The organism is Porphyromonas canoris (assembly GCF_000765975.1).
Taxonomy (GTDB): domain Bacteria; phylum Bacteroidota; class Bacteroidia; order Bacteroidales; family Porphyromonadaceae; genus Porphyromonas_A; species Porphyromonas_A canoris.
Window position 1 is genome coordinate 1 of sequence record NZ_JQZX01000005.1, and the last position, 24,978, is coordinate 24,978.

Genomic DNA, 24,978 nt, shown 5'->3' on the forward strand with positions numbered 1-24,978 from the left:
CTATGCAAATGGGAGAGTAGGTAGCCGCCACTTGAAGAGAAGGAGAGAGGCATGAACCGTAACAGGAACATGGCTCTCTCCTTTGTTTTTATAGGTTTGCCGGTTTGCTTCTTCTTTCTTTTCTCCTCCTCAATCCTTATTGCTTTTTCCCCACTCCGTATGAAAATACCAATGGAGCTCCTTGCGATCTTCTCCTTAATCTTTTTCACTCCGTTCCTCCTCTGCATTAAGATACATACGAGCTTCCTTCTTTCTCCTCTTTAATCCTCTTTCTTCTTATCCTTCCCTGTATGAAAATAGAGATGGAATAGCTACTTTTCCTCTNTTAATCCTCTTTCTTCTTATCCTTCCCTGTATGAAAATAGAGATGGAATAGCTACTTTTCCTCTTCCTCAATCCTTTTTCTCTTTCCATACTTCTAAGGAATATGCAAATGGGAGAGTAGGTAGCCGCCACTTATATAGAGAAGGAGAGAGACATGAACCGTAACAGGAACGTGGCTCTCTCTTTTGTTTTTATAGGTTTGCCGGCTTTACTGTTTTTTCCTCCTCATTCCTTTTTGCTTTTTCTCCACTCCAAATGAAAATAGGGATGGAACTCTCTGTTATCTTCTCTTTAATCTTTTTTGCTCTTTCCATAATGCAAAGAAGAGAGTTATTTCCCCTTCAAAACACCGCTCTTCAATCCTTTTACCCTCCTTCATTTTTTTTCTTTATCTACCTGTTTGCATCTCCTTATTTTGACTTTTTTCTATACCCATCTGTCTATTTATCCGTTCTATTCTATTTATTCATCCTCTTTTTTTATTTTTCTTTCGCTCTATTTCTCTCTGCTTTTTGGTTTACTTTCCCTCTTCATCTTTTTCTCTTGATTTTTTTTTGTTTGTTCATTCGCCACTTTTTTTGTTTCATATTTTCGCGAGGAAAGCGGATAAGAGAAGATAGAGGAAGAGAAAGTAGAATTTGTATATTTGAAAAGGAGAAAGGGAAATGGTGGAGACTGTGAGAACTTGTATGTAAGAGATAGATGACAGGATATTTTTCTCTTTTCATCGTACAAAGTAGTGAAGAATAGAAAATGAGAAAGTAAATAGAAGAGGTTGTATATTAGGGGAATAGGAATTTTATAAAGACAAAATAATCTCTGTTTCTGAAGAAGAAATAAGTTGCTAAGACATTATCTTCTTGTTTTTTATTGGGTCAAAGAAGAGCAAACATAGGAATGTATTCGGAGGAGGTAAGCACAGCGGTACAACTCTTCCTGATAACACAAGAGACCAAGCATCGCTCAAAAAAATATTGAGATGCTTGGCCTCTTAGTTTTTTAGTTGCTGCAATGTCTGCTTTGTCTCTATGGGTTTATGAGTCAAACATATTTTTCGCTTTCAAGAAATATTCAGAGTATCTTTCAGGCGTTTCGGGAGCTTATCAAGAATAAGCTGATAGGATGCTCTGATCTGTTCCAGAATGTCGGCATCGCTCATATCTCTATTTATATATATCGTATTCCAGTGCCTTTTATTCATGTGATACCCAGGCACTACGGCATTGTAGTGCATCCGAAGATCTTCAGCCAGATCCGGATCGCACTTCACATTAAAGCGGACACCATCTTCGTTGTTCAAGGGGAGTAGCATAAAGACTTTGTCGAAGAGTTTGAACACGATGACATCAGGACCAAAAGGAAGATCTTCCGTAGTGTAAGGGAGAGATAGTGCAAAGTCTCTCAGTTTTTCTATATCAAGAGCCATTATTAGGTGTATTGGGTTATCACAAAGTTAGCATCTTTGTTTTTGAGTTCAAGAAAGTATGTACTGTTTTTTCTATTCAAGTTTCCCTTTATATATCACTGTTGTGGAAACATAAATTAACTATGATTGTAAGTCTGATTTTTCGAAATAAATCTGTTGATTGCCTGTAAATATTTATATTGGGACTATTATTACTCTATTTTTAATAGATTTCTATCGAAATTACTTGTTTTATTAACTTATATTTTGTTCTTGGTGTTGCCCATCTATCTTTTACCTATTATCTTTGCACTGCATCTTGAGCAGGTATTCAATATGCAAATAACACAACCTCATCTAACAAATTAAAAGAAAAAGACATGGACTTCAAGAAAGGCTTATGGAATGACGAAATAAATGTTCGTGATTTCGTAGTAAGAAATGTAACTCCCTATAACGGAGATGCTTCTTTTCTTCAACCTGCATCGGAGAGAACAAAGAAAATCTGGAGCATCTGTACTGCTGCTCTGAAAGAAGAACGAGACAACAACGGTGTACGCTCGATAGATCCTAAGACTATTTCGACCATTACATCTCATGCCCCCGGATACATCGACAGAGAAAACGAGGTGATAGTAGGTCTTCAGACAGATGAACTGCTTCGCAGAGCCATCAAGCCTTTTGGTGGAATCGGTGTCGTGGACAAAGCATGCGAGGAGAACGGTGTACATTTGGACGAAAAAGTAAAAGAGATTTTCCACTCTTATCGCAAGACACACAATGATGGAGTATTCGATGTTTATACTCCGGAGATTCGTCTGTATCGTTCACTTGGTTTCCTTACCGGTTTGCCGGACAACTATGCACGTGGTCGCGTGATAGGAGACTACCGTCGTTTGGCTCTCTATGGTGCGGATCGCCTGATCGAAGCTAAGCAAGAAGATCTTAACTCTCTGCTTGGATTTATGTCCGAAGAACGAGTTCGATTGAGAGAAGAAGTCAGCGAACAGATCAAGGCTCTTAAGGATATCAAAGTGATGGCACAGTCTTACGGCTTCGATGTTTCCCGTCCTGCCACATCGGCACAAGAGGCTGTTCAGTGGGTTTACTTCGCTTACCTTGCGGCAGTGAAGGAGCAAGACGGAGCTGCGATGTCTTTGGGAAATGTTTCTTCTTTCTTGGATATATATATAGAATACGATCTTACTCACGGTAAGATTGACGAAGTTTTTGCGCAGGAGCTTATAGACCAGTTTGTGATAAAGCTGCGTATGGTACGCCAGTTGCGCATGAACTCCTACAACGAAATCTTCGCAGGAGACCCTACATGGGTTACAGAGTCTATCGGAGGACGCTTGCAGGACGGAAGACACAAGGTAACGAAGACCAGCTTCCGCTTTTTGCAGACGCTTTATAACCTTGGACCTTCTCCCGAGCCTAATATGACAGTCCTTTGGGCACAAGATCTGCCACAAGGATTCAAGGATTTCTGTGCACAGGTATCCATAGACACATCCTCCATTCAGTATGAAAATGACGACTTGATGCGCGGTGTAAGAAAGTCCGACGACTATGGTATCGCATGCTGTGTATCATTCCAGGAGATTGGTAAGCAGATTCAGTTTTTCGGTGCAAGAACCAATCTTGCCAAAGCACTTCTGTTGGCTCTGAACGGAGGACGTTGCGAGTTTACCGGAGAAGTGGTCGTAAAGGATATTCCTCCACTCAAGAGCGATGTTTTGGACTTTGACGAAGTGATAGCGAACTACAAGAAAGTCCTTGTGGAAGTAGCACGCGTGTACAACGATGCCATGAACATCATCCACTATATGCACGACAAGTACTACTACGAAAAAGCACAGATGGCTCTTGTGGATACCAATCCTGCCATCAATCTTGCGTATGGAGCAGCCGGTCTATCTATCGTAGCAGACTCTCTTTCTGCCATCAAGCATGCCAAAGTAACGGCTTTGAGAAATGCAGACGGTCTTACGGAAGAGTTCAAGATAGAGGGTGAGTTCCCATGCTATGGTAATGACGACGACCGTGTGGACTCTTTGGCAATAGAGGTTACCCGCTACTTCAGCGATCTTCTAAAGGCTCTTCCTGTCTACAAGAATGCCGAGCCTACACTCTCTATCCTCACCATCACTTCCAATGTGATGTATGGAAAGAAGACCGGTGCCACTCCTGACGGACGTGCCAAAGGCGTTGCATTTGCTCCGGGAGCCAATCCGATGCATGGTCGTGATGAGAATGGAGCTATCGCTTCTCTCTCTTCCGTGTCGAAGATCGACTATTCCGACTCTCTCGACGGCGTAAGTAATACGTTCAGCATCGTACCTCACTCCTTGGGTTCAAACAAAGAGGAGCAAGTGGAAAATCTTGTAAGCATGATGGACGGATACTTCTCCAAGATGGCTCACCACTTGAATGTGAATGTCTTGAACCGTGCCATGCTGGAAGATGCAATGGAGCATCCGGAAAACTATCCGCAGCTGACCATCCGTGTTTCCGGATATGCCGTAAACTTTATCAAGCTCAGCAGAGAACATCAGTTGGAAGTTATCTCTCGTAGCTTCCACAAGAGAATGAGATAATCATTTACTTCGCAGTTATGCTAAGAATACACTCATTTGAATCAATGGGTACTTTCGACGGGCCGGGACTCCGGCTCGTCGTCTTTATGCAAGGATGTAATTTCAAGTGTGCCTATTGTGCCAATCCCGACACCATCCCTTTCACCAAAGGACGCAACATTGAAGAGAACGAAGTGGTGCGTCGTGCCATAAGCGAAAAGGCATTTTTCGGAAAAAAAGGAGGTGTTACGTTCAGTGGCGGCGAGCCCATGTTGCAGGCTCGTCTCCTTATTCCCATCATGAGACAGCTCAAAGAGAACGGCATCCATATCTGTGTGGATACCAACGGAAGCATCATGAACGAAGATGTCAAGGAGGTGTACAATCTCATAGATATGGTACTGTTGGATGTGAAGCAGACAAACAATGAAAAGCATCACGAGCTCACGGAACACTCTTGCGACCAGGTTTGGAAGACGGCAAAGTATCTCGAAGAGATCGATATGCCTGTACGCCTCAGATGTGTGATGGTTCCCGGCTTCAACGATTCGGAAGAGGACATCCGGCTATTGTGCGAAAAGTATTCTCCGCTCAAGAATATCGACCGGGTCGAGATACTTCCTTATCACACTTATGGCGTCCACAAGTACGAAACCATGGGATGGGAGTACAGACTCAAGGGTGTTAAGGAGCATACACCGGAGCAGATAGATCATTTTACATCGCTGTTCCGAGAGTACTTTCCAAACGTCTGGACGCAGTAGTAACACTCGTTTCAGATTGGTTACGTACTTATCCCATGGGATAGAGGAGTGGTTGCCAGATTTATCCTCTTCACTACACCTCTTGCTTGCCGGATTTGCGGTGGTATCCATAGGTGTTTGAAATCTCCTTTTCGAGTGTTTGAATATTTCTGTAAAGCCGTTTAATAGTTTCTTCGAATAGGGTTATATTTTTCTCTTAACTCGTTCGGAGGTGCAAAGAAAGCCCCAATTTGTAGAGAACAAGGCTTGAATGGTACGAATCGAAGCGTAAATCTTGCCATTCAGGCCTTGATTTTATGATTTATCCGTGTTAAAAGAGTTCTGTTTTCGTGTTCAGAGCTGTTTTTGTCCCTGTTAAACAGAATTTATTTTCGTCTTAAAAAGAGAGTGTGTCAGTAGTGGGAACATCCGGGTAAAAAATAAGGAACGCCTCCTAAGTCATTTATTCAAACTCAGGAGGCGTTCCCTTTATATTGTTCAAGCTCTTGCTATACCAATCCGCCGAATCCCATGAAAGAGAGAGCAAGGATACCGGCAACGATGAGAGCGATGGGGATACCCTTGAGGGCTTTTGGCACATCTGTCTGAGCGAGCTGCTCACGAATGACAGAGAATATTATCAGTGCAATGGTATAACCTATCGCCGTAGAGATGGCAAAGGTAAGGCTGCGGAGCAGGTCGTAATCTTTTTGTACGATGATAATGGCAGTACCGAGTATCATACAGTTTGTGGTGATCAGAGGTAAGAATACTCCCAATGCCTGATAAAGGGCAGGGGAGATCTTTTTGAGAATGATCTCTACCATCTGAACCAGAGCTGCAATGACAAGGATAAACGATATTGTCATCATATAACCCAGATCGTACGGTACCAGGATAAAGTGATTGATCGCCATCGTAACCAGTGTAGCTATCGTAACCACAAAGGTTACCGCAGCTCCCATACCCAATGCGGTGGAGAGCTTTTGAGATACACCCAAAAACGGACATATTCCGAGAAATTGGGAGAACACGATGTTGTTCACCAATATGGCTGAAACGAATATGATGAAGTATTCCATACTGTTTTGTTTTTATCTGTTGAAAGATTGTGTGTTATGCCTTAGACTTGTTGCGAAGGGTGTTGATGATGGCAATCAGATAGCCCAAGGCGATGAATGCTCCGGGAGCAAGAACGAATACCAACGCTCCATACTCTTCTCCCAAGCCCGGAACCTTGTACCCGAATGCGTGCCAAGTGCCAAGAAGTTCGCGCACAAGACCGAGCAGTGTAAGTGCCACAGTAAATCCGAGACCCATGGCAAGACCATCCACGATAGAGGATAGCGTGCCATTCTTAGCGGCAAAAGCTTCTGCTCTACCAAGCACAAGACAGTTCACCACAATAAGTGGAATGAATAGACCCAAGCTTTCGTACAGAGCCGGAAGAAAGGCTTCCATGGAAAACTGAACGAGGGTAACAAACGTTGCGATGACAACGATGAAAGCCGGGATACGAACTTTGTCCGGAATGAGATTCTTGATAAGAGAGATCACCAGATTGGAGCAGATGAGTACGAACATAGTCGCCATTCCCATACTGAACCCATTCATGGCAGAAGAGGTCGTTCCCAACGTGGGACACATACCCAAAAGGAGGACGAAGATAGGGTTCTCGTCCACGATTCCGTTCTTTAATGACTTTAATATATTCATGGCTATTTATTCTTGTTCACTTTCTGTTGATGGTGATGGAGCACTGTTTCTGCTTGCAACGAACTCTTTCTGTGCAATATGTGCACGGGCTGCGGCATCAAGGAATGCACGGCTGGAGATGGTGGCGGCAGTTATGGCATCTACGTCTCCTTGGTCTTGTTTCACTTTCAGATCGCCGTTGTTGAGGTTTCTTCCCAGTACGGACTGGTTGCCTTTCTCTGTTTTGAACCAGTCTGTCATCTTTGTACCGAGACCGGGAGTCTCTTGCATGGATAGCACGGAGTAGTTGATGATGTTTCCTTCCAAGTCGAAACCAAACAGGATAGAAACGTCTCCGCTGAATCCTTTATGTGTAACGGACTGCACGGCAGTGGCTACAAGAGCTCCGTCTTTCGTTGCAGGAAAAACCGACAAGCTGTCTGTTTCTACGAGAATCTTTACTTGTTCTTGATAGGGTGAGTTGTCAAACTCCGGTGTTACTTCGCCTATCGCACGCTCCAAAGCTGCCACTTTGGACTGCGCAATGATATCTTTGGTGCCATTGTAAACGAAAGACAACAAAGCCGAAGCTACCACACAGATGATGGTAAGAGATAAGAACATATTGGGCAATGTGGATCCTAACTTCTTCATTTCGCTACTTTACCTCCAAAGTGTTTAGGTTTAACATACAGGTTGATAATGGGTGTGATACCATTCATAATGAGAATGGCAAAAGACATACCTTCCGGGAATGAACCGAAGACACGGATAAGCATCGTGATGAGACCTATGCAGACACCATAGATGAGCATCCCGTTCTTGGTCATAGGAGATGAAACGTAGTCTGTAGCCATGAATATCGCTCCGAGTAGCATACCTCCCGTTAGAAGGTGTACATCAGGAGTAGGATAGACGGTAGGGTCGTACAAATACAATGCTCCGGCAAAGATGGCAACGGTACCGAGTATCGCTACCGGGATATGCCATGTGATGATCTTCTTTGCGAGCATATAGACAAGACCCAAAAGCAGTGCAATGGCACTCACTTCCCCAAGAGAACCTCCCATTTGACCCAAAAGAAGGTCGAGAGTATTGGGGATCATGTCCAGGCTGTTGCCCTGTATGCCCATCTTTACACCTTTCAGTATTCCGAGCGGAGTGGCTCCGGACTCTACATCAATGTATTGAGTCCATTGGAGAGGCTTGGGCCAAGAGGTCATCTGTACAGGGAAAGAGATCAGAAGTACCACGCGTCCGAGAAGTGCGGGATTGAATATATTGCATCCCAAACCTCCAAAAGACATCTTCCCGATACCTATGGCAATGAATGCACCCACGAGGATAATCCACACGGGAAGGTTTGAAGGGAGATTCAGAGCGAGCAACAAGCCGGTAAGAATGGCACTGCCATCGGTGATGGTAAGCTCGTCACGACGCAAGAGATACTTATTGATAAGATATTCGGTGGCTACACATCCCAAAACGGATGCTATGGTAACGACGACCGCACCCAGTCCGAAGAAATAAAATGAGGCAAGAAGAGCGGGTGTGAGAGCTATGATAACCCCATACATATTCTTCTCTATACTGTCTCCACTGTGTATATGAGGAGAGGGAGATACCAGAAACTTATTATCCATTAGTCTGATTGTGTTTAGTCTTTAAGATTTACGGGAGCGGATGATGCCCATCACTTTCTGCTTGCCTAAGCGTATTTCATCGAGAAGAGGGCGGTTTGCGGGACAGGTGAAGCTACAAGAGCCACACTCTATACAGTCCACTATATTATTCTTTTCGGCTTCGTCCCAGTTTTTGAACGTTACATCGCGCATCAAGAACGCAGGATTCAATCCCATCGGACACACTCCGACACATTTCGTACAGCGAATACAGTTTCGCATAGGCTTACGTTTGGTGTCTGCTTTAGGCAGTAAGAGCACACCGCTTGTACCTTTGGTCACCGGCGAAGAGGTTTGAGCCAATGCTTTACCCATCATCGGTCCGCCGCTTACAATCTTTCCGGTGCCGGCAGGAATCTCTCCAACATGGGAGATAAGAGAAGATAGCGGTGTGCCGATCCTGACCATCAGGTTGGACGGACGAGCCAATCGTTTCCCGGTAATCGTTACAACCCGTTCCACGAGAGGTTTGTTTTTTTGTACAGCCTCGTAAACGGCAAATGCTGTCCCCACATTCTGAACCACGGCACCCTCCGAGATCGGAAGCTGTCCGCTCTTGACGGCTCTCTTTGTTACGGCATCTATGAGCTGTTTCTCTCCTCCTTGCGGATATTTTACCTTTAGAGGCTGTATCGTGATACCTTTATATTCCGATGCTTTCTGTGTCAGGAGAGCTATCGCATCCTTTTTATTGTTCTCTATGCCTATCACTGCACGATCCACTCCGATGGCTTTCATCAGTATGGAGGTACCCACAAGCACTTCGTCTGCATACTCCAACATGAGACGATGGTCGGATGTAAGGTACGGCTCGCACTCTACCGCATTGATGATCAATATCTCTGCTTTGCTGTCTTTAGGAGGCATAAGCTTGACATGAGAGGGGAATGTGGCACCTCCCAAACCCACTATACCTGCCGCTGCAACCTTATCTATGATCTCTTTTGATGAGAGATTGCACTCCTTTATAAGCGTAGAAGAGCGATCGATACTCTCTTCCCAAGTATCTTCGTTATCGCATTCTATGTATATCGCAGGCTTTTTATATCCGGAAGCATCCACTATATCGTCGATCTTCACAACCTTTCCGGATACTGAGGAGTGTATGTTTGCGGAGATGAAACCGGCACTTTTACCTATGAGTGTACCCACTTTTACGCTATCTCCACGCTTTACTACCGCTTCAGCCGGAGCACCAATATGCTGTCCGAGAGGTATGGTTACCGTACTTGTGGTATGGAATACTTCGATAGGCGCATCCGCACTAAGCTTAGCTTCAGGAGGGTGTATCCCTCCTATTCTGAATGTCTTGAGCATATCTTTTGCTTTATTCTAAAAGTCTTATACTTGTTCTGTCTTGGCTGCCGGACTCTCTGTCTCTTCTACTTTTGGCTTAGGAGGAGGAAATCCGATCTCGTGTATCGCTTTGGTCGGACAGACCGAAACGCACTTGCGACAGAGACGACACTTCGTATGATCTATGTATGATAGATTGTTTGCAATGGTAATGGCTTCAAACTTGCACTCCTTAAAGCACAGAGAACAGCCGATACAAGCGTTGGCGCAAGCCTTCTTCGCAACGCCGCCTTTATCTTTATTGACACAGGAAACAAATACGCGTCTGTTCTTAGGCCCTTTTTTGCGGAGTTCTATGATGAACTTCGGGCAGGCTTTTACGCAAGCACCACAAGCGGTACACTTATCCTGATCTACTTCAGGCAGTTTCGTTTCCGGATTGATGGATATGGCACCGAAGTCGCACACTCTGACGCAGTCTCCGAGACCATGACAGCCGTAAGAGCAGTTGGTCTCACCGGAGTAGAGAGCTGTGGCTACCGCGCAAGAAGATACGCCGTCAAAGGTATTTGTCCTTGGTCTGGCATCGCAGTTCCCATTACAGCGAACCACTGCAACCAATGGTTCGGACTGAACAGCCGCAAGCCCCAAAATATCTGCCACTTTTGCCATAGTTTCCGCACCGCCAACCGGGCAGAATAATCCTTCCAAAGAAGAAGCTTTGGCACAAGCAGAGGCAAATCCTCCACAACCGGGAAATCCGCATCCTCCGCAGTTTGCACCCGGCAATGCCTCTTGGACTTCACCTATGCGCGGATCTTCTTCTACATGAAACTTCTTTGATACAGCATAAAGCAATGCCGCACCCGAAGCCCCTAAGGCTCCTAAAAATGTAATAGTAAGAAACATATCTTATTCTAACTTTTTCAAAGTGTATTGATACTTCTTGGTGAAATAAGCGTTGCACAACTTAAGGATGACAAAGTACACTACCAATGCCCCCAATGCCGTAATGTAGCTCACAGACTCTGATACCAAAAAGAAGTGATTGGCTACGAAAACAATCCCGACCAGCAGTACCAGAGGAAGGACAAATGCAAAAAGTATGGCATGATAAACGTTGAATAGTGGTTCGAGGCTGACTTTGTCTCCGGGTTTATAGCTTGCCGCATGGGGTGTCTGCACAGAAATGTCTATATGTCCTATATCGGAGGCAAGGCAAGCCCCTTTGGCATGACACTCTTTGCAGGCGCTGTTGCGCTCCATACGCACATATACCGTATTGCCTAATGCTCGAGATACTATTCCGCTCTTACATGTACTGGCTTTTGTCATTGTGGTAGATTAAGTAATAGTAATGCAAAACAAAAGTAAGTTTTTTTGCTTAAATAGCCAATCCTCAAGATCACTATTTAGCAATAGGATTACCTTATCCTTATGTTTTATCTTGCAAGTAAATGTAGCTTGTCTATGTTAGTGTAAATTTCCCTATAAATGGGGAGGTCTATTCCGAGGGACAAAGGTAGTAAAAGGAAAATTAAATAAAAGCATCTTGATACATTTTTGGCAGGACAATCTTCTCTTTTCCGCTTTCTGTGTTGCAAAGATCCGGAATAAGGGGATGCTTTTTTTCTTGTCGAGGATATAAAAGAGTTTGAACCTGTTCATAAAATGAGCTGAACGTTGATGAAAAACAGATTGAACGTGTACAGAGTTATAAATCAAACTTTTGTTTGTACGCTTCAAGGCTCGATTTGTAGCAGTCGGCTCCCGGTTTTCAGAAATCAAACCTTGCTTTATCTTCTTTAATCTGTTCAGGTCAAGTATTGAAAGTGATAAGAGCAACTTTTTTCCGTATTAAAACCTCTTTGCAAATGCTTCGTGGTGTGAGGTGGAAGGATTATGCCCAAGACCTCTAAACAGATTCGGCAAAACTCTATAAACAGATGTCGGGGCATCCGGCAACTTGCCAAAATCCCAACATTTATAATGCCTAACTTCTATCTGTCTTTATTCTTGGATTGCCTTCTCCTGTTATTTTTGCTTATATTTGCGAGAGAGGCATGTGGTTTTTATGTCTCTCATACATGGTAATCGAGTGAAAACCTTGACAGTAGTAACACTAAAAAATGAAATTATGAAAAAGATTTTAACCTTAGCTTTTATGCTTTTCTGTATGACTGCCGTTGCTCAAAATCGTCCGACATTTATTGTCCAAGCCGGATATCAGGGAGCCAATCTTACCGATGCAATAGATGTAAAGATGCTCCATGGATTTCGTGCAGGAGTTACCGTAGACTACGCATTTATAACCTTACCCACTTATGAACTTTCTTTGCAAACCGGTCTCAACTATTCGATGAAAGGGTATTGGGAAGAGACACACATTACAACCGTGGGAAAGGTCAAATCTACCAACAGACTTCACTATTTGGATTTGCCTGTTCTTATCAATAGCAGATTCAAACTTTCTGATACTTTCAATGCTTTTGTCAATGTCGGTCCGTATATTGCTTATGGATTGTCCGGGAAGTATACTGTGGAGACTAAGAAGGGAGATAAAAAGACAGATGAAGGTAATCTCTTTAAGGGAAGTGGTGATGAAAAGTCTAAACTGCATCCTTTTGACTTTGGTGCTCAAGTAGGTGTCGGTGTCGAAATGAATCGTATCATGCTTGGTGTCGGAACTCAATATGGGCTTGCTAAACTTCTCAGAGACAGCGGCCGAAGTGCCAAGAATATAAGCTTCTATGCCTCTGTTGGATACAGATTTTGACGAAGCATAGGTGCTGATAGGTATAAAAGATAGATATTGAGGCAGAGAGCGGAAGGTCGGTCCGTCTCTCTGCCTTATTTTTTATCTTGTCGGTACATAAACGAAACAGCCTTTACACTCATGTTTCTAATGTCTATCCATGAGGAAAAGAGCTCTTTGTTTCTTCTTTCCGACTACTTTTTTTACATTTGTGCCGCATAATTGAAAAACAATAGCAGAATGAAAAGGAAAAACGTATTCGGAATCTTACTCATGCTCTCTTGTATGGCTGCATTTGTGAGCTGTTCTCAAGAGACAGATACTGATGATAGAGGATTTATGAGTCAGGCAACAGTGGCGAAAAGTAAAGAGGGTAAGTATCTGTGTTATCTCGATGGCGGAGGTATCGTTACCTCCAAAAGTGCTGTCTTGGACGGCATAGAGAGAGGATACTTTGCTTTTATGTATAAGGAGTATCAGCGTAAGACTTCAGGGAAGAAAGAGCTGTTTATAGACGATGCCGTTGTTGCCGGGTTTAAGAAATACAGAGTGGCTTACCCTTTGACCATCAAAGAGGCAAAAGAAAGAGGTATCACAGATCCGGAAAACAGCGAAGAGAATGCGGAGTTTTTGCTATCCGGTGTGTGTCGTGGCTTCTTTGATGTGGTAGTCGGTACTTCTGTTCGGAACAGATCTACGGGGGAAGTTGCAGGCACGAAGGTATATCTTGTCTACGATCCGGGCAATCAAACTCCCAATACGTTGATGTTCAAACTTTATCGTAATCCCGGAGTATCAAAGACATGGACCGCTAAAGAGATCGTTAAGGAAACAGTTTCTTACGATATTTCATCCTTATATTCGCTTCAAAACTGGGCGGACTCGGTTACCATTATCGTGGATGGAGGTGAAGAAATTCAGCCTTTTAAGATCAGCCGGAACGACTTTATCAAACCGGACATAAACATAGATCTGAACAATTAGAGGCAGATTGCACTTCTCTTTGTGCCGGACAGGGGAGAGGACAGATCGCTTTCCCAAAATGGTAGAAGCCGGACAGAAACCGGCTTAAGAGCTCAGGGAGCAGCCGGTCATCATCACAACAGCCTAAACAAAAAAGGTTAGCCATCACTTTGGGAGGCTAACCTTTTCTGTTGTTTTAGGTTTGACAAGAATCAAGCATCGCTCTCTTTCTCCTTGACATCTATTTCAAGGAAATGAGAGAGGTCGTTCTTTTCATTGTCTATGTATGAAGCTTCTACAATACCGAGAGACTGGTTGGGAACAATGGTAAGCCCTTTGCCGTACTTCTTTCTCCATTTGGCTTGTATGGAACCGAAAGAGAGGAATCCTTTGGTCAGGTATGCTGCTACGAATGGATGAACGTGTACATCGAGTTTATTGACATTCTCTTGCTTCATGAGCACTTCTATGTTGGACTCTACTTCTTCAACAAAGAACAGTGTGGACTGTATCTTGCCTCGTCCTCCACAAGTAGGACAATCTTCTTTGGTGGATACCGTAGTTGATGGGCGTACACGCTGACGAGTGATCTGCATCAAACCGAACTTGCTGAGGGGCAGTATGCTGTGCTTAGCCCTGTCGGAAGCCATCACTTCGTTCATGTACTCGAATAGCTTTTGCCTGTTGGCTGCTACTCCCATATCTATAAAGTCCACCACAATGATGCCTCCAAGATCTCTTAAACGGAGTTGCCTTGCAATCTCTTCCGCTGCGGAGAGGTTTACATCTATGGCTGTATCCTCCTGATCTTTGCTTCCTCTTGCCCGGTTTCCGCTATTGACATCTATCACGTGCATGGCTTCGGTCTGCTCTATAATAAGGTATGCACCGCTTTTATAGGTAACCGTCCTGCCGAATAGGTTTTTGATCTGTTTCGTGATACCGAAATGGTCGAATATCGGAGCTTTCTCTCCGTAATATTCTACAATGCTTCCGCGTCCCGGATCTATGAGTTCAATGTACTCTTTTGTCGCATCCAGCACATTCTTGTCATTGATATAGATGTGCTTGTAATTGGAGTTGTAGGTGTCTCGAAGCAGGCTCAGGAGTCTGCTTGTTTCTTCGTGGAGAAGTAGGTTCTTGGGTTTCTTTGCCAATGTTTCTGCTGTGTCCTCCCACTTTTTGATGAGAGAGCGCAACTCGTAGTCGAGCTCTGCCACTCGTACTCCTTCGGCAGATGTCCGTACTATTACGCTTACATTCTTGGGTTTAATACTCACTACGAGCTGTCTTAGTCTTGCCCGTTCTTCTGCGGAGCGTATCTTTTGAGATACGGAAACCTTATCTTGGAATGGGATCAGAACCAAATATCTTCCTGCGAAAGAGAGTTCGCCCGACAGTCTTGGACCTTTGGTGGAGATGGCTTCCTTGGTAATCTGTACCATCACTTGGTCTCCTGCTTTCAGAATGTCGGCTATAGCCCCATCTTTGCTGATGTCCTTCTCCAGCTTCATCTTCTTCCAAGATGGCTGGTCCCCACTCTTCCCTTTGTTTTTCTCTACGTCTTTGAGAAAAGATTGTACCGAAAGGTACGATGCTCCAAGGTCTCTATAGTGTAGAAAAGCTTCTTTCGGGTGGCCTACATCCACAAAGGCCGCATTGAGTCCGGGCATTATCTTTTTGATCTTGCCCAGATAAATGTCCCCCACGGCGAAAGCCACATTTTGTTTCTCTCGCTGAAGTTCTACCAGCTTATCGTTTTCGACAACGGCGATAGATACTTCCTTGGGTTGTACGTCAATGATGATGTCGCTTTTCACACGGAAAGTTTTGTTTGTCTTTTCTTTTCTACTTGGATTGGTGTGGTAACAAAAAGAACAAACGCATTATCTGAAGGTTTACTTTAGATTGATGCGTTTGTTCTACCTTATGCTACCTTAGTTAGATGTGCTACTCTAAATTGAAAAGCCGTTAAGCTGCAATCTTGAGGTAGCGAACAGAAGCTCACATCTAAAGATGGCTTATTTGCGCTTTTTATGTCTGTTCTTTCTTAGTCTTTTTTTCCTTTTATGAGTGGCCATTTTATGCCTTTTTCTCTTTTTTCCACTTGGCATGGTAGTAATGTTTTTTATGTTAAACTTTATCTTGTAGTAGTCTTACTTTGATCTAACAATGAGGAAAGCCTTATTGTTTGATTTTTGAAGTGAAAGTCTTAGATGGCTTGAATGCAGGGATCTTTCTCTCCGGAATTTGGATCGTAACGTTCTTGGAAATATCTCTTGCCGTCTTGCTGGCACGAGTCTTCACGATGAAGCTACCAAACCCTCTCAAATAAACGTTCTCATCAGAAGCAAGAGCATCTTTTATAACTTCCATGAACTTCTCTACCGTATCCAATACGAGATGCTTTTCCAAGCCTGTATCTTTGGCTATCTTATTTACAACTTCAGCTTTAGTCATAGCTTTTTTCTGTGTATTATGTACTGTTATTAAAATATTTAGCGAGGGTCAAATGCCAACGGAATGCTATAAAAGAAGCCTTGAGGCTGAATAGCTGTTTCCGAAAGCGTGGTGCAAAGATACTCTTTTTTCTTAATAGTTAGCACCTTACTGCTACATTTTTTACTTCTAAACCTCTCTTCCTGTTCGGATAGGACGCTTTCCCTTGGTGCTGTTTCTTACCTTATTATATAGGGTCATGCGGAATGTTTTCGGAGGTGTAAGAATTTTCTTTGGGTATCGGATGGTCATGCGAAAGAGGGTGAACTTCCCTGTTTTGCTATTTTAACAAGACTGTTTTCGGGGCAGATCCTGCTCTGTGAGCTGTTTTTGAGGCTTAAAATACCTATTTGTGGGTAATATTCTGAAAGGATCAAATGGCTACCTTTGTTCCCGTTTAGTAGAAAAATACATATCAACAATAACTAATCATAAGTAATAATGAAAAAGAGTACATGTCTATCTCTGTTGGGCTTGTTCTGCATTGCTACCTTTGGTGTAGGACAGGTCTATGCGACTCCCGACATTGAAGTAGAACAGCAAGCCAGAGTAACCGATGCGAACATTGTGGGACACGTGTTGGACTCAAAGACCGGAGACCATATCGCCGGAATCAGTATCAGGATTAAAGGAACACCTTTCGGTGCTTATACGGATGCTTCGGGACACTACCGAATAGTGAATGTGAAGCCCGGCAGGTACACCATTGTGATGCAGGGTACAGGATACCTCACTCAGGAGAGAGTGTTAGACATCGTTCCGAAAAAGACTGTTGAGGTAAACTTTACAGCTGTGGAGGATGTGTTGAGATTGGATGAAGTGGTTGTAACAGCCAATCGTCAGGCAACTCTTCGCAAGTATGCTCCTACGCTTGTGAGTGTCATCGGTGAGGCTCATTTGAAACAGAGCAATGCGGTGAATCTTGCACAAGGTTTGTCTTTCCAACCCGGCTTGAGAGTAGAAAATAATTGTCAGAATTGCGGCTTCAATCAGGTTCGTATCAATGGTCTTGATGGACACTTCTCTCAGATTCTTATAGACAGCCGTCCTGTCTTCTCTTCACTTGCAGGCGTTTACGGATTGGAACACATTCCGGTGAACATGATTGATCGTGTGGAGGTTGTAAGAGGAGGCGGCTCTGCGTTGTATGGTTCTTCTGCTATTGCGGGTGTTATCAACATCATCACCAAGAACCCTACAAGCAACAGCTTCTCCTTCTCCAATAATCTGACATTCACAGGCGGCAAGACTCCCGACAACACTCTCGGTGTGAATGCGGCGCTTGTAAGCCCTGACGCACGTATGGGGGCGGTGGTGTTTGCACAGAGCAGAGACCGCTCCGCTTGGGATGCCAATGGGGACGGATACTCCGAAATGGGTAAGATCAACGGCAAGGCACTTGGTACGAGAGCATTCTTCAATATCTCTCCGACACAGAACCTCACAGCCGAAGCTCATACCATATATGAATATCGCCGTGGGGGAGATCATCTGGATCTCCCGGACCACTTGGCTTCCGTATCGGAACGCACCGAACACTACATCAACAGCGGAAACATCAAGTACGACCTCTTCTCGGAAGATACCAATCATCACCTGCAAGCCTATGCTTCCGGACAGATGATCAACCGCAACAGCTACTACGGAGGTATCGGCGATGGCGCCCTCGGATCTTTGGGCAAACCGACAGATCCTGCCAACTACGGCATCAACTACGGTTACACAAAGGGACGCACCTATATGGGAGGATTGCAGTATGAGTACAACATGGACAGGCTCTTGTTCATGCCGGCACAGTTCCTTTTGGGAACAGAGTACGTCTACGACAGCCTTTACGACATCATGCCTATCCGCAACTGGACTTTGGCAGAAGACGGCAAGACCAGCCTCTATCCTCCGCTCAATCAGGTGATACACAACTTCAGCCAGATAGGTCAGCTGGAATTCAAGAACGATATGTGGACCATTCTTCTTGGAGCTCGTCTCGACCAAAACAGCGCCATCCGCACCGCAGACGGTAAGAGCGTCAAGCCTATTCTATCGCCTCGTGCCACACTTCGTTTCAACCCGAACAGCAGTATCAACCTCCGCGCCTCTTACGCCAAAGGGTTCCGTGCACCTCAAGTGTTCGATGAAGACTTGCACGTAGGAGTGGTTCAGGGAGAGGTACAAAAGATCGTGAACATCCCCAATCTGAAACCGGAGTACAGCCACAGCTTCAGCTTGAGCTCCGACATGTACTTCAACACCGAAAGCGTCCGCACCAACATCTTGGTAGAAGGGTTCTATACCCGACTCATCGGAGCATTCAACACCGAGTACGTCAAGAGCGAAAACGGCTTCAAGATCTACAACCGCATCAACGGCTCCAATGCTACCGTATATGGTCTCAACCTCGAAGGAAAGCTTGTGTGGAACATCCTCTCCGTTCAGGCAGGACTTACACTCGCAAAGAGCCAATGGGACGTGGCACAAGCCACAGGAGCAGAACGCTCGCTCCTTGCCGGAGAAGACTCGGACAACCCTAAGAACATAGACACAGCCAAGGAGTTCGGGCCCAAGACCCTTGATGGCTTTGCCTTCAAAGTGGAAGACGGCAACCGCGTATATGACGAAACCGTGGAGATCCTCTCCAAAGACTTCATGCGCACACCTAACGTCTACGGATACTTCACCGTGAACATCAATCCGGTAAAACCTCTCAACCTCTCTCTCACTGCCAACTATACCGGAACCATGAAAGTGCCTCACGCCATCGAAGTGGGACGTATGTCTGCCGTGAAAGACATCGAACTCGTAAAGAGCGGACTCAGACCCGACACTCGTGAAGAAGAAAACGCACCGATGTGGGGCGTCGTAGAGCAGACACCGCAGTTCTTCGACCTCGGAGCAAAAATCTCTTACGACTTGCGCTTCTTCTCCGCATCCACCCTCCAGCTCTATGCCGGAGTAAACAATCTTCTGAACTCGTTCCAGAAAGATTTCGACTCTTACGGATTCCGCGACAGCGGTTACATCTACGGACCGACACAACCATTCTCCATCTACTGCGGAGCAGTCATAAAGTTCTAACAGAGGAGAAAACATACAGACAAAAAGACGGGCAGTGTCGGAGCGAATGCTCCGGCACTGCTTTTTTGTACCTGCATCCCACTCATCTCTCCCTTCCCCGGTTTCTTATGATTCTTTTCGAATTTTTGCTGGATAGTTAATTAGTATTTTCAGAGTTGGTAATTATCGTTTTTCGGATTGGTAATTGTCGTTTCGACTCAAAATCTGTGCAGTGGTTCCGGTATTAGTTATTACTTTTGGATAGAATTCATTTAGAAAGAGGTGTGTTGATATTTGTTTATTGTCTATTTATCATGATGAAAGGAATTAAGGAGCGTCTTTTGGAAGCATCGGAAGAGAGTATTCGGAGTTTTTCGGTCAAGCTTAAAGTTTCGGATAATCCGGAAACCGTCATCGGAGTACGTACCCCGGTGTTGAGAAAACTGGCAGGATCTCTTAAGGATGAGTATTCTTCTTTTGGCGCATTGCACGAGGAGATGGCGGAGCTGCTGCCTCTGTACTTTGAAGCGAAAATGGCGTATGTCTTTGCTGCCGTGAAGATGTGCCGATCGGAAGAGGAGTGGCTGCTGTTCTTCAAAACAATCTTGGTACATCTGGACGGATGGGCGGTGTGTGATGCTGTGCTGTCGGATGTGGGGAAGGTGTTGAAGAAAGATGTCGTGAGGAAGGCGTTCGAGTCCTGCTTCTCGCTTCGTGAGGGGTTGCCGCTGTATGGGATAAGGGTGTTTCTGACAATCAGAATGTATTATCACAAGCACGGATTGGAGAGTTTGGACGATATATTGGCAGATATCAATGCGACAAAACCGTTCTGGAATCATCTTACCATACGTCAGGCGGTCTCTTGGGCATTTGCAACAATTAGCATCGGGGAGTTTGAAGGGATATTGAGCAAGTGGTATATGCCGATATTGAGGAATGGTGATCGGACGGAGGAGGAAGATCTGACCATAAAGCTCTACAAGCAAAAGATGAAGGAGTCGAGACGGATACCAAGAGAATGGTGTGAGAGGCTTTAGTTTGGCAGACAGAGGGATTTTTGTAACTTTGGCATGCGAATCCTTAGCTCAGTTGGTTTAGAGCGCTGCCTTGACAGGGCAGAGGTCGCCAGTTCGAGCCTGGCAGGGTTCACTTAGTATAGCTTGATAATATAAAGGCTGAAAGTTTTCGGGTCCAAGAGAGATACATTCTTTCTTGGACCCGTTTTGTTTTATGTCTGTATGTATAATCTTTTGAGAGGAAGGTATGGAAAGGAAGAAGCTTTCTCTGTGTGAGATTTCTTTGTTATAAAAAGAAAAGGATGATAGCCTAAACTATCATCCCTTTGCGGTATGGACGGGACTCGAACCCGCGACCCCCTGCGTGACAGGCAGGTATTCTAACCAACTGAACTACCACACCGATCCGCAAACTATTTCTCTCGTTTGCGTTGCAAAGGTATGATAAATATTTTACTCGTGCAACACTTATCGCTAATTTTTCTTTGGATTTTATTCATCTCATAAGCTCTGAAGTTATGAGGTAAAGAAAAATCTCGCTTTGATACAGCTTCAAAGCGAGATTCTTGGAACTATTTTTGTTTATTACGCCTCGTTTATTTGCGAGCCTTTTGTTTTTGAAGCTCCATTTGTTGTTTTTGAAGCTCTTCCATGCGTTGCATCCATTTGCTCTTCTTTATAGGCTTCTTCTTGTTTTCTTCCATCTTGGCAAGAAGTTTTTTCTCATTTACAAAAAGACGGAATAGATAGGTTTGAAGTATGGTGATGAGCATGGACATCAGATAGTAGTAGGAGAGACCGGCAGCACTTTGGTTGAGGAAGAAGAAGAACATAATAGACATGAGGTATGGCAGCATCTTCATCCCCGGCATGGTGGTTTGTCCTGTACTTTGCTGGCTGATCTTCATATAAACAATCTGAACTATTGTCATCAATAGACAGAAAAGGCTGATATGATTCCCGATGAAATCTGAGATAAGCGGAATATGAGTGCTCCATGAGATGATATCATCGTATGTAGAGAGGTCTTTAGCCCAGAGGAAACTTTCTCCACGGAGATTGATACTTGTAGGGAAGTATTGGTACATCGCTACAAGGAAAGGCATTTGAAGCAACATCGGAAGGCATCCTCCCATGGTGCTTGCTCCTGCGCTTTTGTAGAGATTCATTGTGGCTTGCTGACGCTTCATCATGTTGTCATCGCCTGGATACTTAGCATTGATCTCTTCTACTTGAGGTCTGAGTACTCTCATCTTGGCTTGAGACATGTAAGACTTGAGCGTAAACGGACTCAAGAGCAGTTTAATGATAAGTGTAAGCAATAGAATGATGATTCCGTAATTGCCTGTTATGGTTTCAAGGAAGTTGAATATAGGAATGATGAGCCAGATGTTGATGAATCTGAACCAATCTCCCATGTCTATGATTTGGGTAATCTCGTTATCATTGCCCCAGGCTTTATCTACCTCTTTTAGGAGATCATAGTTGTGCGGACCGATGAAAAGGCTTAGTTTTTGACCTTTATCCGACACCGGAATAGTAAAGTTGGCTGTGAGTTTTTTTAGCATGTTGCTCTCACCCAATATCTGACTTTTAAGAGATACTTGTTCTATGTGTGTTGGGGAGTAGAGAAGAGTAGAGAAGAACATGTCTCGGAACGCAATCCATTGAACTTTTCCATTTATTTCTTCTGTAACATCCTTACCTGTATTGAGCTTTTCAGTATCTTCTCCGCTCTTTTTGTAAGCCAGGCCACTGTATCTCTGTTCATTCTTTCCACTTTTTTCGTTTTGATAGACAAGGAGTGTCCATGAAGCGTCAAGATATGGTGTATTAGAAGCCAATACGGAAGAGAGATTATTGTACTTTATGTCTATATCCAACAGATATTTGTTTTGTAGGGTATAGATAATCTCCATGCCTATTCCGGAAGTGGCTTCCAAACTGAATGAAACTTTATTTGGAGCTATCTGAGAACCCTTGAAGTAAAGATCCTTGGTTTCTATGATTCTGTTGCTTGCTGTAACAAGGGTATAGTTAAAAGAAGCATCTTCTGCCTTTATGAGCTCGATCGGGTTGCCATCATACTTATTGTACTTTTTAAGAAGAGCATTCGTGATCTGTGCTCCTTTGTTGGTCAATGAAATAGATATGGAGTCGTTTTCAAGTTTGAGTTCTTCTGCACTACCTTGAGACGCTGCAGCAAACTCTCCATATTTATTGCTTGCCAAGAGAGATAGAATGCTATCTTTTTGTGTGCTGGAAAGAGAGTCGGGTAGAGAAACCAAAGATTGTTGGGAATGTGCCAGGCTATCCTCTGTGTGTTTTTTCTCCGAAAGGGCGGCTATTGAGTCTTGAGCACGATTATACGCTTCAATCTCTGCTTCAGATGGTCTTCCTACATATATAAATGCAATGAAGGCTATTCCAATAAGAATGAAGCCAATGAGTGTTTTTTTATCCATTAAATATCTGTTGTTTTTTTCTTTTCTATATGCCGATTACTTGCTGTTGCTGTTTATGCAGGCTTTCATGAATGCCATGAAAAGGGGATTTGGATTTATTACTGTACTTTGATATTCCGGATGGAACTGCACTCCTACAAACCACTTGTGATTGGCTATCTCAACCACTTCTACCAAGTTGGTGTGAGGATTAACTCCGGTAATACTAAGTCCCGCCTCTTCAAATTCTTTTTGATATTTGCTATTGAACTCAAAACGATGGCGGTGTCTTTCTGAAATGTTTTCTTTCCCGTATGCTTCAAAAACTTTGGAGCCCGGAGTAAGCTTGCACTCATAAGATCCAAGTCTCATAGTGCCTCCATAGTTGTGAAGATTCTTCTGCTCATCCATAATGTCTATTACAGGATGAGTGGTCGATGGATTTACTTCCGTGCTGTTGGCATCTGTATATCCCAATACATTGCGAGCAAACTCTATTACCATACACTGCATTCCAAGACAGATGCCAAGCGTCGGTACATTTTGTTGGCGAGCATACTTCAATGCTATCAATTTTCCATCTATTCCCCTTGAGCCAAAGCCTGGAGCGATGATGATACCATCCAAGTGAGCAAGTTCTGTTACAACGTTATCTTCTGTCAGAATTTCAGAAGAGATATATTCTAATTTCAATAGCTTGTGGTTGTATATCGCTGCTTGCTGGAGGCTTTCGTCAATCGATTTATAGGCGTCTTGTAACTCCACATATTTTCCTATCAATCCGATATGAATAGTTTCGCTGGCTGTTTTTGTTAGCTGTAGGAATTCCCTCCATGGCTTCATCTCAGGAGTCTCTCCCGGTTCAAGTCCAAAGTAGTTCAGTACATACTTGTCCATCCCTTGCTCTTGCAGAACGAGAGGAACTTCGTATATGGTAGAAACGTCGGCTGATTGGAATACAGCCTCTTTAGGTACATTGCAGAAAAGAGCAACCTTGCTACGAAGCTCCATGCTTAGGTCATGTTCTGTGCGAAGAACCAAAACATCCGGCTGGATACCGAGCTCTTGAAGTTGTTTTACCGAGTGTTGTGTCGGCTTGGTTTTAAGCTCTCCGGCGGCTGCTATATACGGAACATAGGTTAGGTGAATACACATGCAATTGCGTCCCAGCTCCCACTTGAGCTGTCTTACACTTTCTATAAAAGGTAAAGACTCTATATCGCCAACAGTTCCGCCTATCTCAGTAATTACAATATCGTATTCATTGTTAGAGCCTAAGAGTTTGACATTGCGCTTGATCTCATCCGTTATATGCGGGATCACTTGTACCGTTTTCCCCAAGTAGTCTCCTCGTCTCTCCTTTTTTATGACATTTTGGTAGATTCTTCCTGTCGTAATATTATTGGCACGAGTGGTGGGTATGTTTAGAAAACGTTCATAGTGTCCAAGATCAAGATCGGCTTCGTGTCCATCCGTAGTGACATAGCATTCGCCATGCTCGTATGGGTTCAGAGTTCCCGGATCTATATTGATATAAGGATCGAATTTTTGAATGGTCACCCTCAGTCCTCTGGCTTGAATTAGTTTTGCCAGAGATGCAGCTACGATCCCTTTTCCAAGAGAAGAGACCACGCCACCCGTAACAAATATATACTTAGTGTCTGCCACAATGATCAGTTTTTAGGAGTTAACTTATGAGTAGATTACGGAGTACAAATGTAACCATTTTTTACCGAAAATAGCCTTTGGCATATAAACAGTGTTATCTGTACAGTTTTATCTCTTTGTCGGATTTGAATAACTGTGTTTTGATTTTTTTGTGGTACCTATATTATTATATGTCGTTCTCTATTTTGTTTGTTACTTGCTTGAAATATCTCGTATATGTTTGAGATATTTCCTATCTTTGCTGACGGAAAAATAAAAGGCCTCGTAGCTCAGCTGAATAGAGCGTTGGATTCCGGTTCCAAAGGTCGTGGGTTTGAATCCCGCCGGGGTCACTAAATTTTTTCTTCAAGTTTTTCTGTTCTCCTGTTGCGAGTTCCAAAACTATTATTTAACTTTGCATCGCAATTGAGAAAAGGAATGACTCCGTAGCTCAGCTGGTAGAGCAAATGACTCTTAATCATTGGGTCGAGAGTTCGAATCTCTCCGGGGTCACGAAAGGTCGCCTATGAGTGAATAGGCGACCTTCTTTTTTTTGATTTCGGGTTTTGTAGAATAAATTTTCTCTGGGTGTTGTTTAATCGAAATATTGTTGTAACTTTGCACCCACGAACGGGGAATGCCTGTTTGTAACTGAGTAGAGATCATAGACATATTGGACAATATACAACAAGTAGTACAAGGGACACTCCATTATAAATGGATATAGTGACCCTGTCAATTACCTGATTATATAAATAGAAGGAAGTAATACTGAGCATAGGAATAAAGTAAAAAAACAAAATGACAAAGAAGAGTTTGATCCTGGCTCAGGATGAACGCTAGCGATAGGCTTAACACATGCAAGTCGAGGGGCAG

General features: G+C 43.8%; 19 protein-coding genes, 4 tRNA genes and 1 rRNA gene. 10 read left to right on the forward strand and 14 right to left on the reverse strand.

Features of this window, described 5'->3' with window-relative positions:
• Together HQ29_RS01335 and HQ29_RS01345 are read right to left on the reverse strand one after the other, a co-directional pair.
• Positions 1-209, reverse strand: a 209-nt coding sequence (locus HQ29_RS01335) for a hypothetical protein (RefSeq protein ID WP_152566461.1), incomplete at its 3' end; no start/stop codon positions are given.
• Between the two features lie 1,175 nt (positions 210-1,384).
• Complete coding sequence (locus HQ29_RS01345; protein WP_036847468.1) at positions 1,385-1,750, reverse strand: MmcQ/YjbR family DNA-binding protein; 366 nt, start codon at positions 1,748-1,750, stop codon at positions 1,385-1,387.
• A 359-nt stretch (positions 1,751-2,109) separates the two neighbouring features.
• On the opposite strand from HQ29_RS01345, the gene pflB reads away from it, so the two are divergent.
• Positions 2,110-4,329, forward strand: a complete 2,220-nt coding sequence (gene pflB, locus HQ29_RS01350) for a formate C-acetyltransferase (protein ID WP_036847465.1) — start codon at positions 2,110-2,112, stop codon at positions 4,327-4,329.
• A 17-nt stretch (positions 4,330-4,346) separates the two neighbouring features.
• A complete protein-coding gene (pflA, locus tag HQ29_RS01355) occupies positions 4,347-5,072 on the forward strand; it encodes a pyruvate formate-lyase-activating protein (protein WP_036867158.1) in 726 nt (241 codons plus the stop codon).
• Positions 5,073-5,560: 488 nt separating this feature from the next.
• Here the strand turns inward: pflA and HQ29_RS01360 are convergent, their stop codons facing one another.
• The 7 genes from HQ29_RS01360 to HQ29_RS01390 are packed head-to-tail and all read right to left on the reverse strand — an operon-like array spanning position 5,561 to position 11,059.
• On the reverse strand, positions 5,561-6,133 hold the full coding sequence (locus HQ29_RS01360) for an electron transport complex protein RnfA (protein ID WP_036789180.1): 573 nt from the start codon (positions 6,131-6,133) through the stop codon (positions 5,561-5,563).
• Positions 6,134-6,167: 34 nt separating this feature from the next.
• Positions 6,168-6,767 carry an RnfABCDGE type electron transport complex subunit E gene (locus HQ29_RS01365; RefSeq protein WP_036789178.1) on the reverse strand — a complete coding sequence of 200 codons (600 nt, stop codon included), beginning with the start codon at positions 6,765-6,767 and terminating at the stop codon, positions 6,168-6,170.
• 6 nt (positions 6,768-6,773) lie between these two features.
• Positions 6,774-7,400 (reverse strand): RnfABCDGE type electron transport complex subunit G, encoded by a 627-nt coding sequence (locus tag HQ29_RS01370; protein ID WP_036864639.1) that lies wholly within the window; start codon positions 7,398-7,400, stop codon positions 6,774-6,776.
• Complete coding sequence (locus tag HQ29_RS01375) at positions 7,397-8,389, reverse strand: RnfABCDGE type electron transport complex subunit D (protein ID WP_036867159.1); 993 nt, start codon at positions 8,387-8,389, stop codon at positions 7,397-7,399. Before HQ29_RS01375 ends, HQ29_RS01370 begins: the two co-directional genes overlap by 4 nt.
• A gap of 21 nt (positions 8,390-8,410) precedes the next feature.
• The gene (gene rsxC / locus HQ29_RS01380; RefSeq protein WP_036789172.1) at positions 8,411-9,745 is read right to left on the reverse strand and encodes an electron transport complex subunit RsxC; all 1,335 of its coding nucleotides are present in this window, start codon (positions 9,743-9,745) and stop codon (positions 8,411-8,413) included.
• 24 nt (positions 9,746-9,769) lie between these two features.
• Positions 9,770-10,633, reverse strand: coding sequence for a Fe-S cluster domain-containing protein (locus HQ29_RS01385; protein WP_036789170.1), 864 nt, complete (start codon positions 10,631-10,633; stop codon positions 9,770-9,772).
• 3 nt (positions 10,634-10,636) lie between these two features.
• Positions 10,637-11,059: a SoxR reducing system RseC family protein gene (locus HQ29_RS01390; protein WP_036867160.1), complete on the reverse strand. Its 423-nt coding sequence runs from the start codon at positions 11,057-11,059 to the stop codon at positions 10,637-10,639.
• A gap of 802 nt (positions 11,060-11,861) precedes the next feature.
• Between HQ29_RS01390 and HQ29_RS01395 the strand changes: the two genes are divergently transcribed.
• On the forward strand, positions 11,862-12,500 hold the full coding sequence (locus HQ29_RS01395; RefSeq protein WP_036864649.1) for a porin family protein: 639 nt from the start codon (positions 11,862-11,864) through the stop codon (positions 12,498-12,500).
• Positions 12,501-12,719: 219 nt separating this feature from the next.
• Positions 12,720-13,463, forward strand: a complete 744-nt coding sequence (locus HQ29_RS01400) for a hypothetical protein (protein WP_036864652.1) — start codon at positions 12,720-12,722, stop codon at positions 13,461-13,463.
• A gap of 191 nt (positions 13,464-13,654) precedes the next feature.
• Here the strand turns inward: HQ29_RS01400 and HQ29_RS01405 are convergent, their stop codons facing one another.
• Entirely contained in the window at positions 13,655-15,262 is a 1,608-nt protein-coding gene (locus tag HQ29_RS01405; RefSeq protein ID WP_036789163.1) for an Rne/Rng family ribonuclease, read from the reverse strand.
• A 364-nt stretch (positions 15,263-15,626) separates the two neighbouring features.
• Positions 15,627-15,932, reverse strand: coding sequence for an HU family DNA-binding protein (locus tag HQ29_RS01410; RefSeq protein ID WP_255359386.1), 306 nt, complete (start codon positions 15,930-15,932; stop codon positions 15,627-15,629).
• Positions 15,933-16,382: 450 nt separating this feature from the next.
• On the opposite strand from HQ29_RS01410, the gene HQ29_RS01415 reads away from it, so the two are divergent.
• From HQ29_RS01415 to HQ29_RS01425, 3 genes are all read left to right on the forward strand, one after another.
• A complete protein-coding gene (locus HQ29_RS01415) occupies positions 16,383-19,013 on the forward strand; it encodes a TonB-dependent receptor (RefSeq protein WP_036789157.1) in 2,631 nt (876 codons plus the stop codon).
• A gap of 293 nt (positions 19,014-19,306) precedes the next feature.
• Positions 19,307-20,032, forward strand: coding sequence for a DNA alkylation repair protein (locus HQ29_RS09805; RefSeq protein ID WP_052089666.1), 726 nt, complete (start codon positions 19,307-19,309; stop codon positions 20,030-20,032).
• A 37-nt stretch (positions 20,033-20,069) separates the two neighbouring features.
• Positions 20,070-20,144 (forward strand) — tRNA-Val (locus tag HQ29_RS01425).
• 196 nt (positions 20,145-20,340) lie between these two features.
• Here HQ29_RS01425 and HQ29_RS01430 read toward each other — a convergent pair.
• The 3 genes from HQ29_RS01430 to HQ29_RS01440 form a co-directional block, all read right to left on the reverse strand.
• Positions 20,341-20,414: transfer RNA gene (locus HQ29_RS01430), tRNA-Asp, on the reverse strand.
• 193 nt (positions 20,415-20,607) lie between these two features.
• Positions 20,608-22,476: a membrane protein insertase YidC gene (gene yidC / locus HQ29_RS01435; protein ID WP_036789155.1), complete on the reverse strand. Its 1,869-nt coding sequence runs from the start codon at positions 22,474-22,476 to the stop codon at positions 20,608-20,610.
• Between the two features lie 36 nt (positions 22,477-22,512).
• Positions 22,513-24,123, reverse strand: coding sequence for a CTP synthase (locus HQ29_RS01440; protein WP_036847444.1), 1,611 nt, complete (start codon positions 24,121-24,123; stop codon positions 22,513-22,515).
• A 258-nt stretch (positions 24,124-24,381) separates the two neighbouring features.
• On the opposite strand from HQ29_RS01440, the gene HQ29_RS01445 reads away from it, so the two are divergent.
• The 3 genes from HQ29_RS01445 to HQ29_RS01455 all read left to right on the forward strand — a co-directional run.
• A tRNA-Arg gene (locus tag HQ29_RS01445) sits at positions 24,382-24,455 on the forward strand.
• A gap of 87 nt (positions 24,456-24,542) precedes the next feature.
• Positions 24,543-24,615: transfer RNA gene (locus tag HQ29_RS01450), tRNA-Lys, on the forward strand.
• A gap of 291 nt (positions 24,616-24,906) precedes the next feature.
• Positions 24,907-24,978: ribosomal RNA gene (locus HQ29_RS01455) — 16S ribosomal RNA — on the forward strand; the annotation flags it as partial.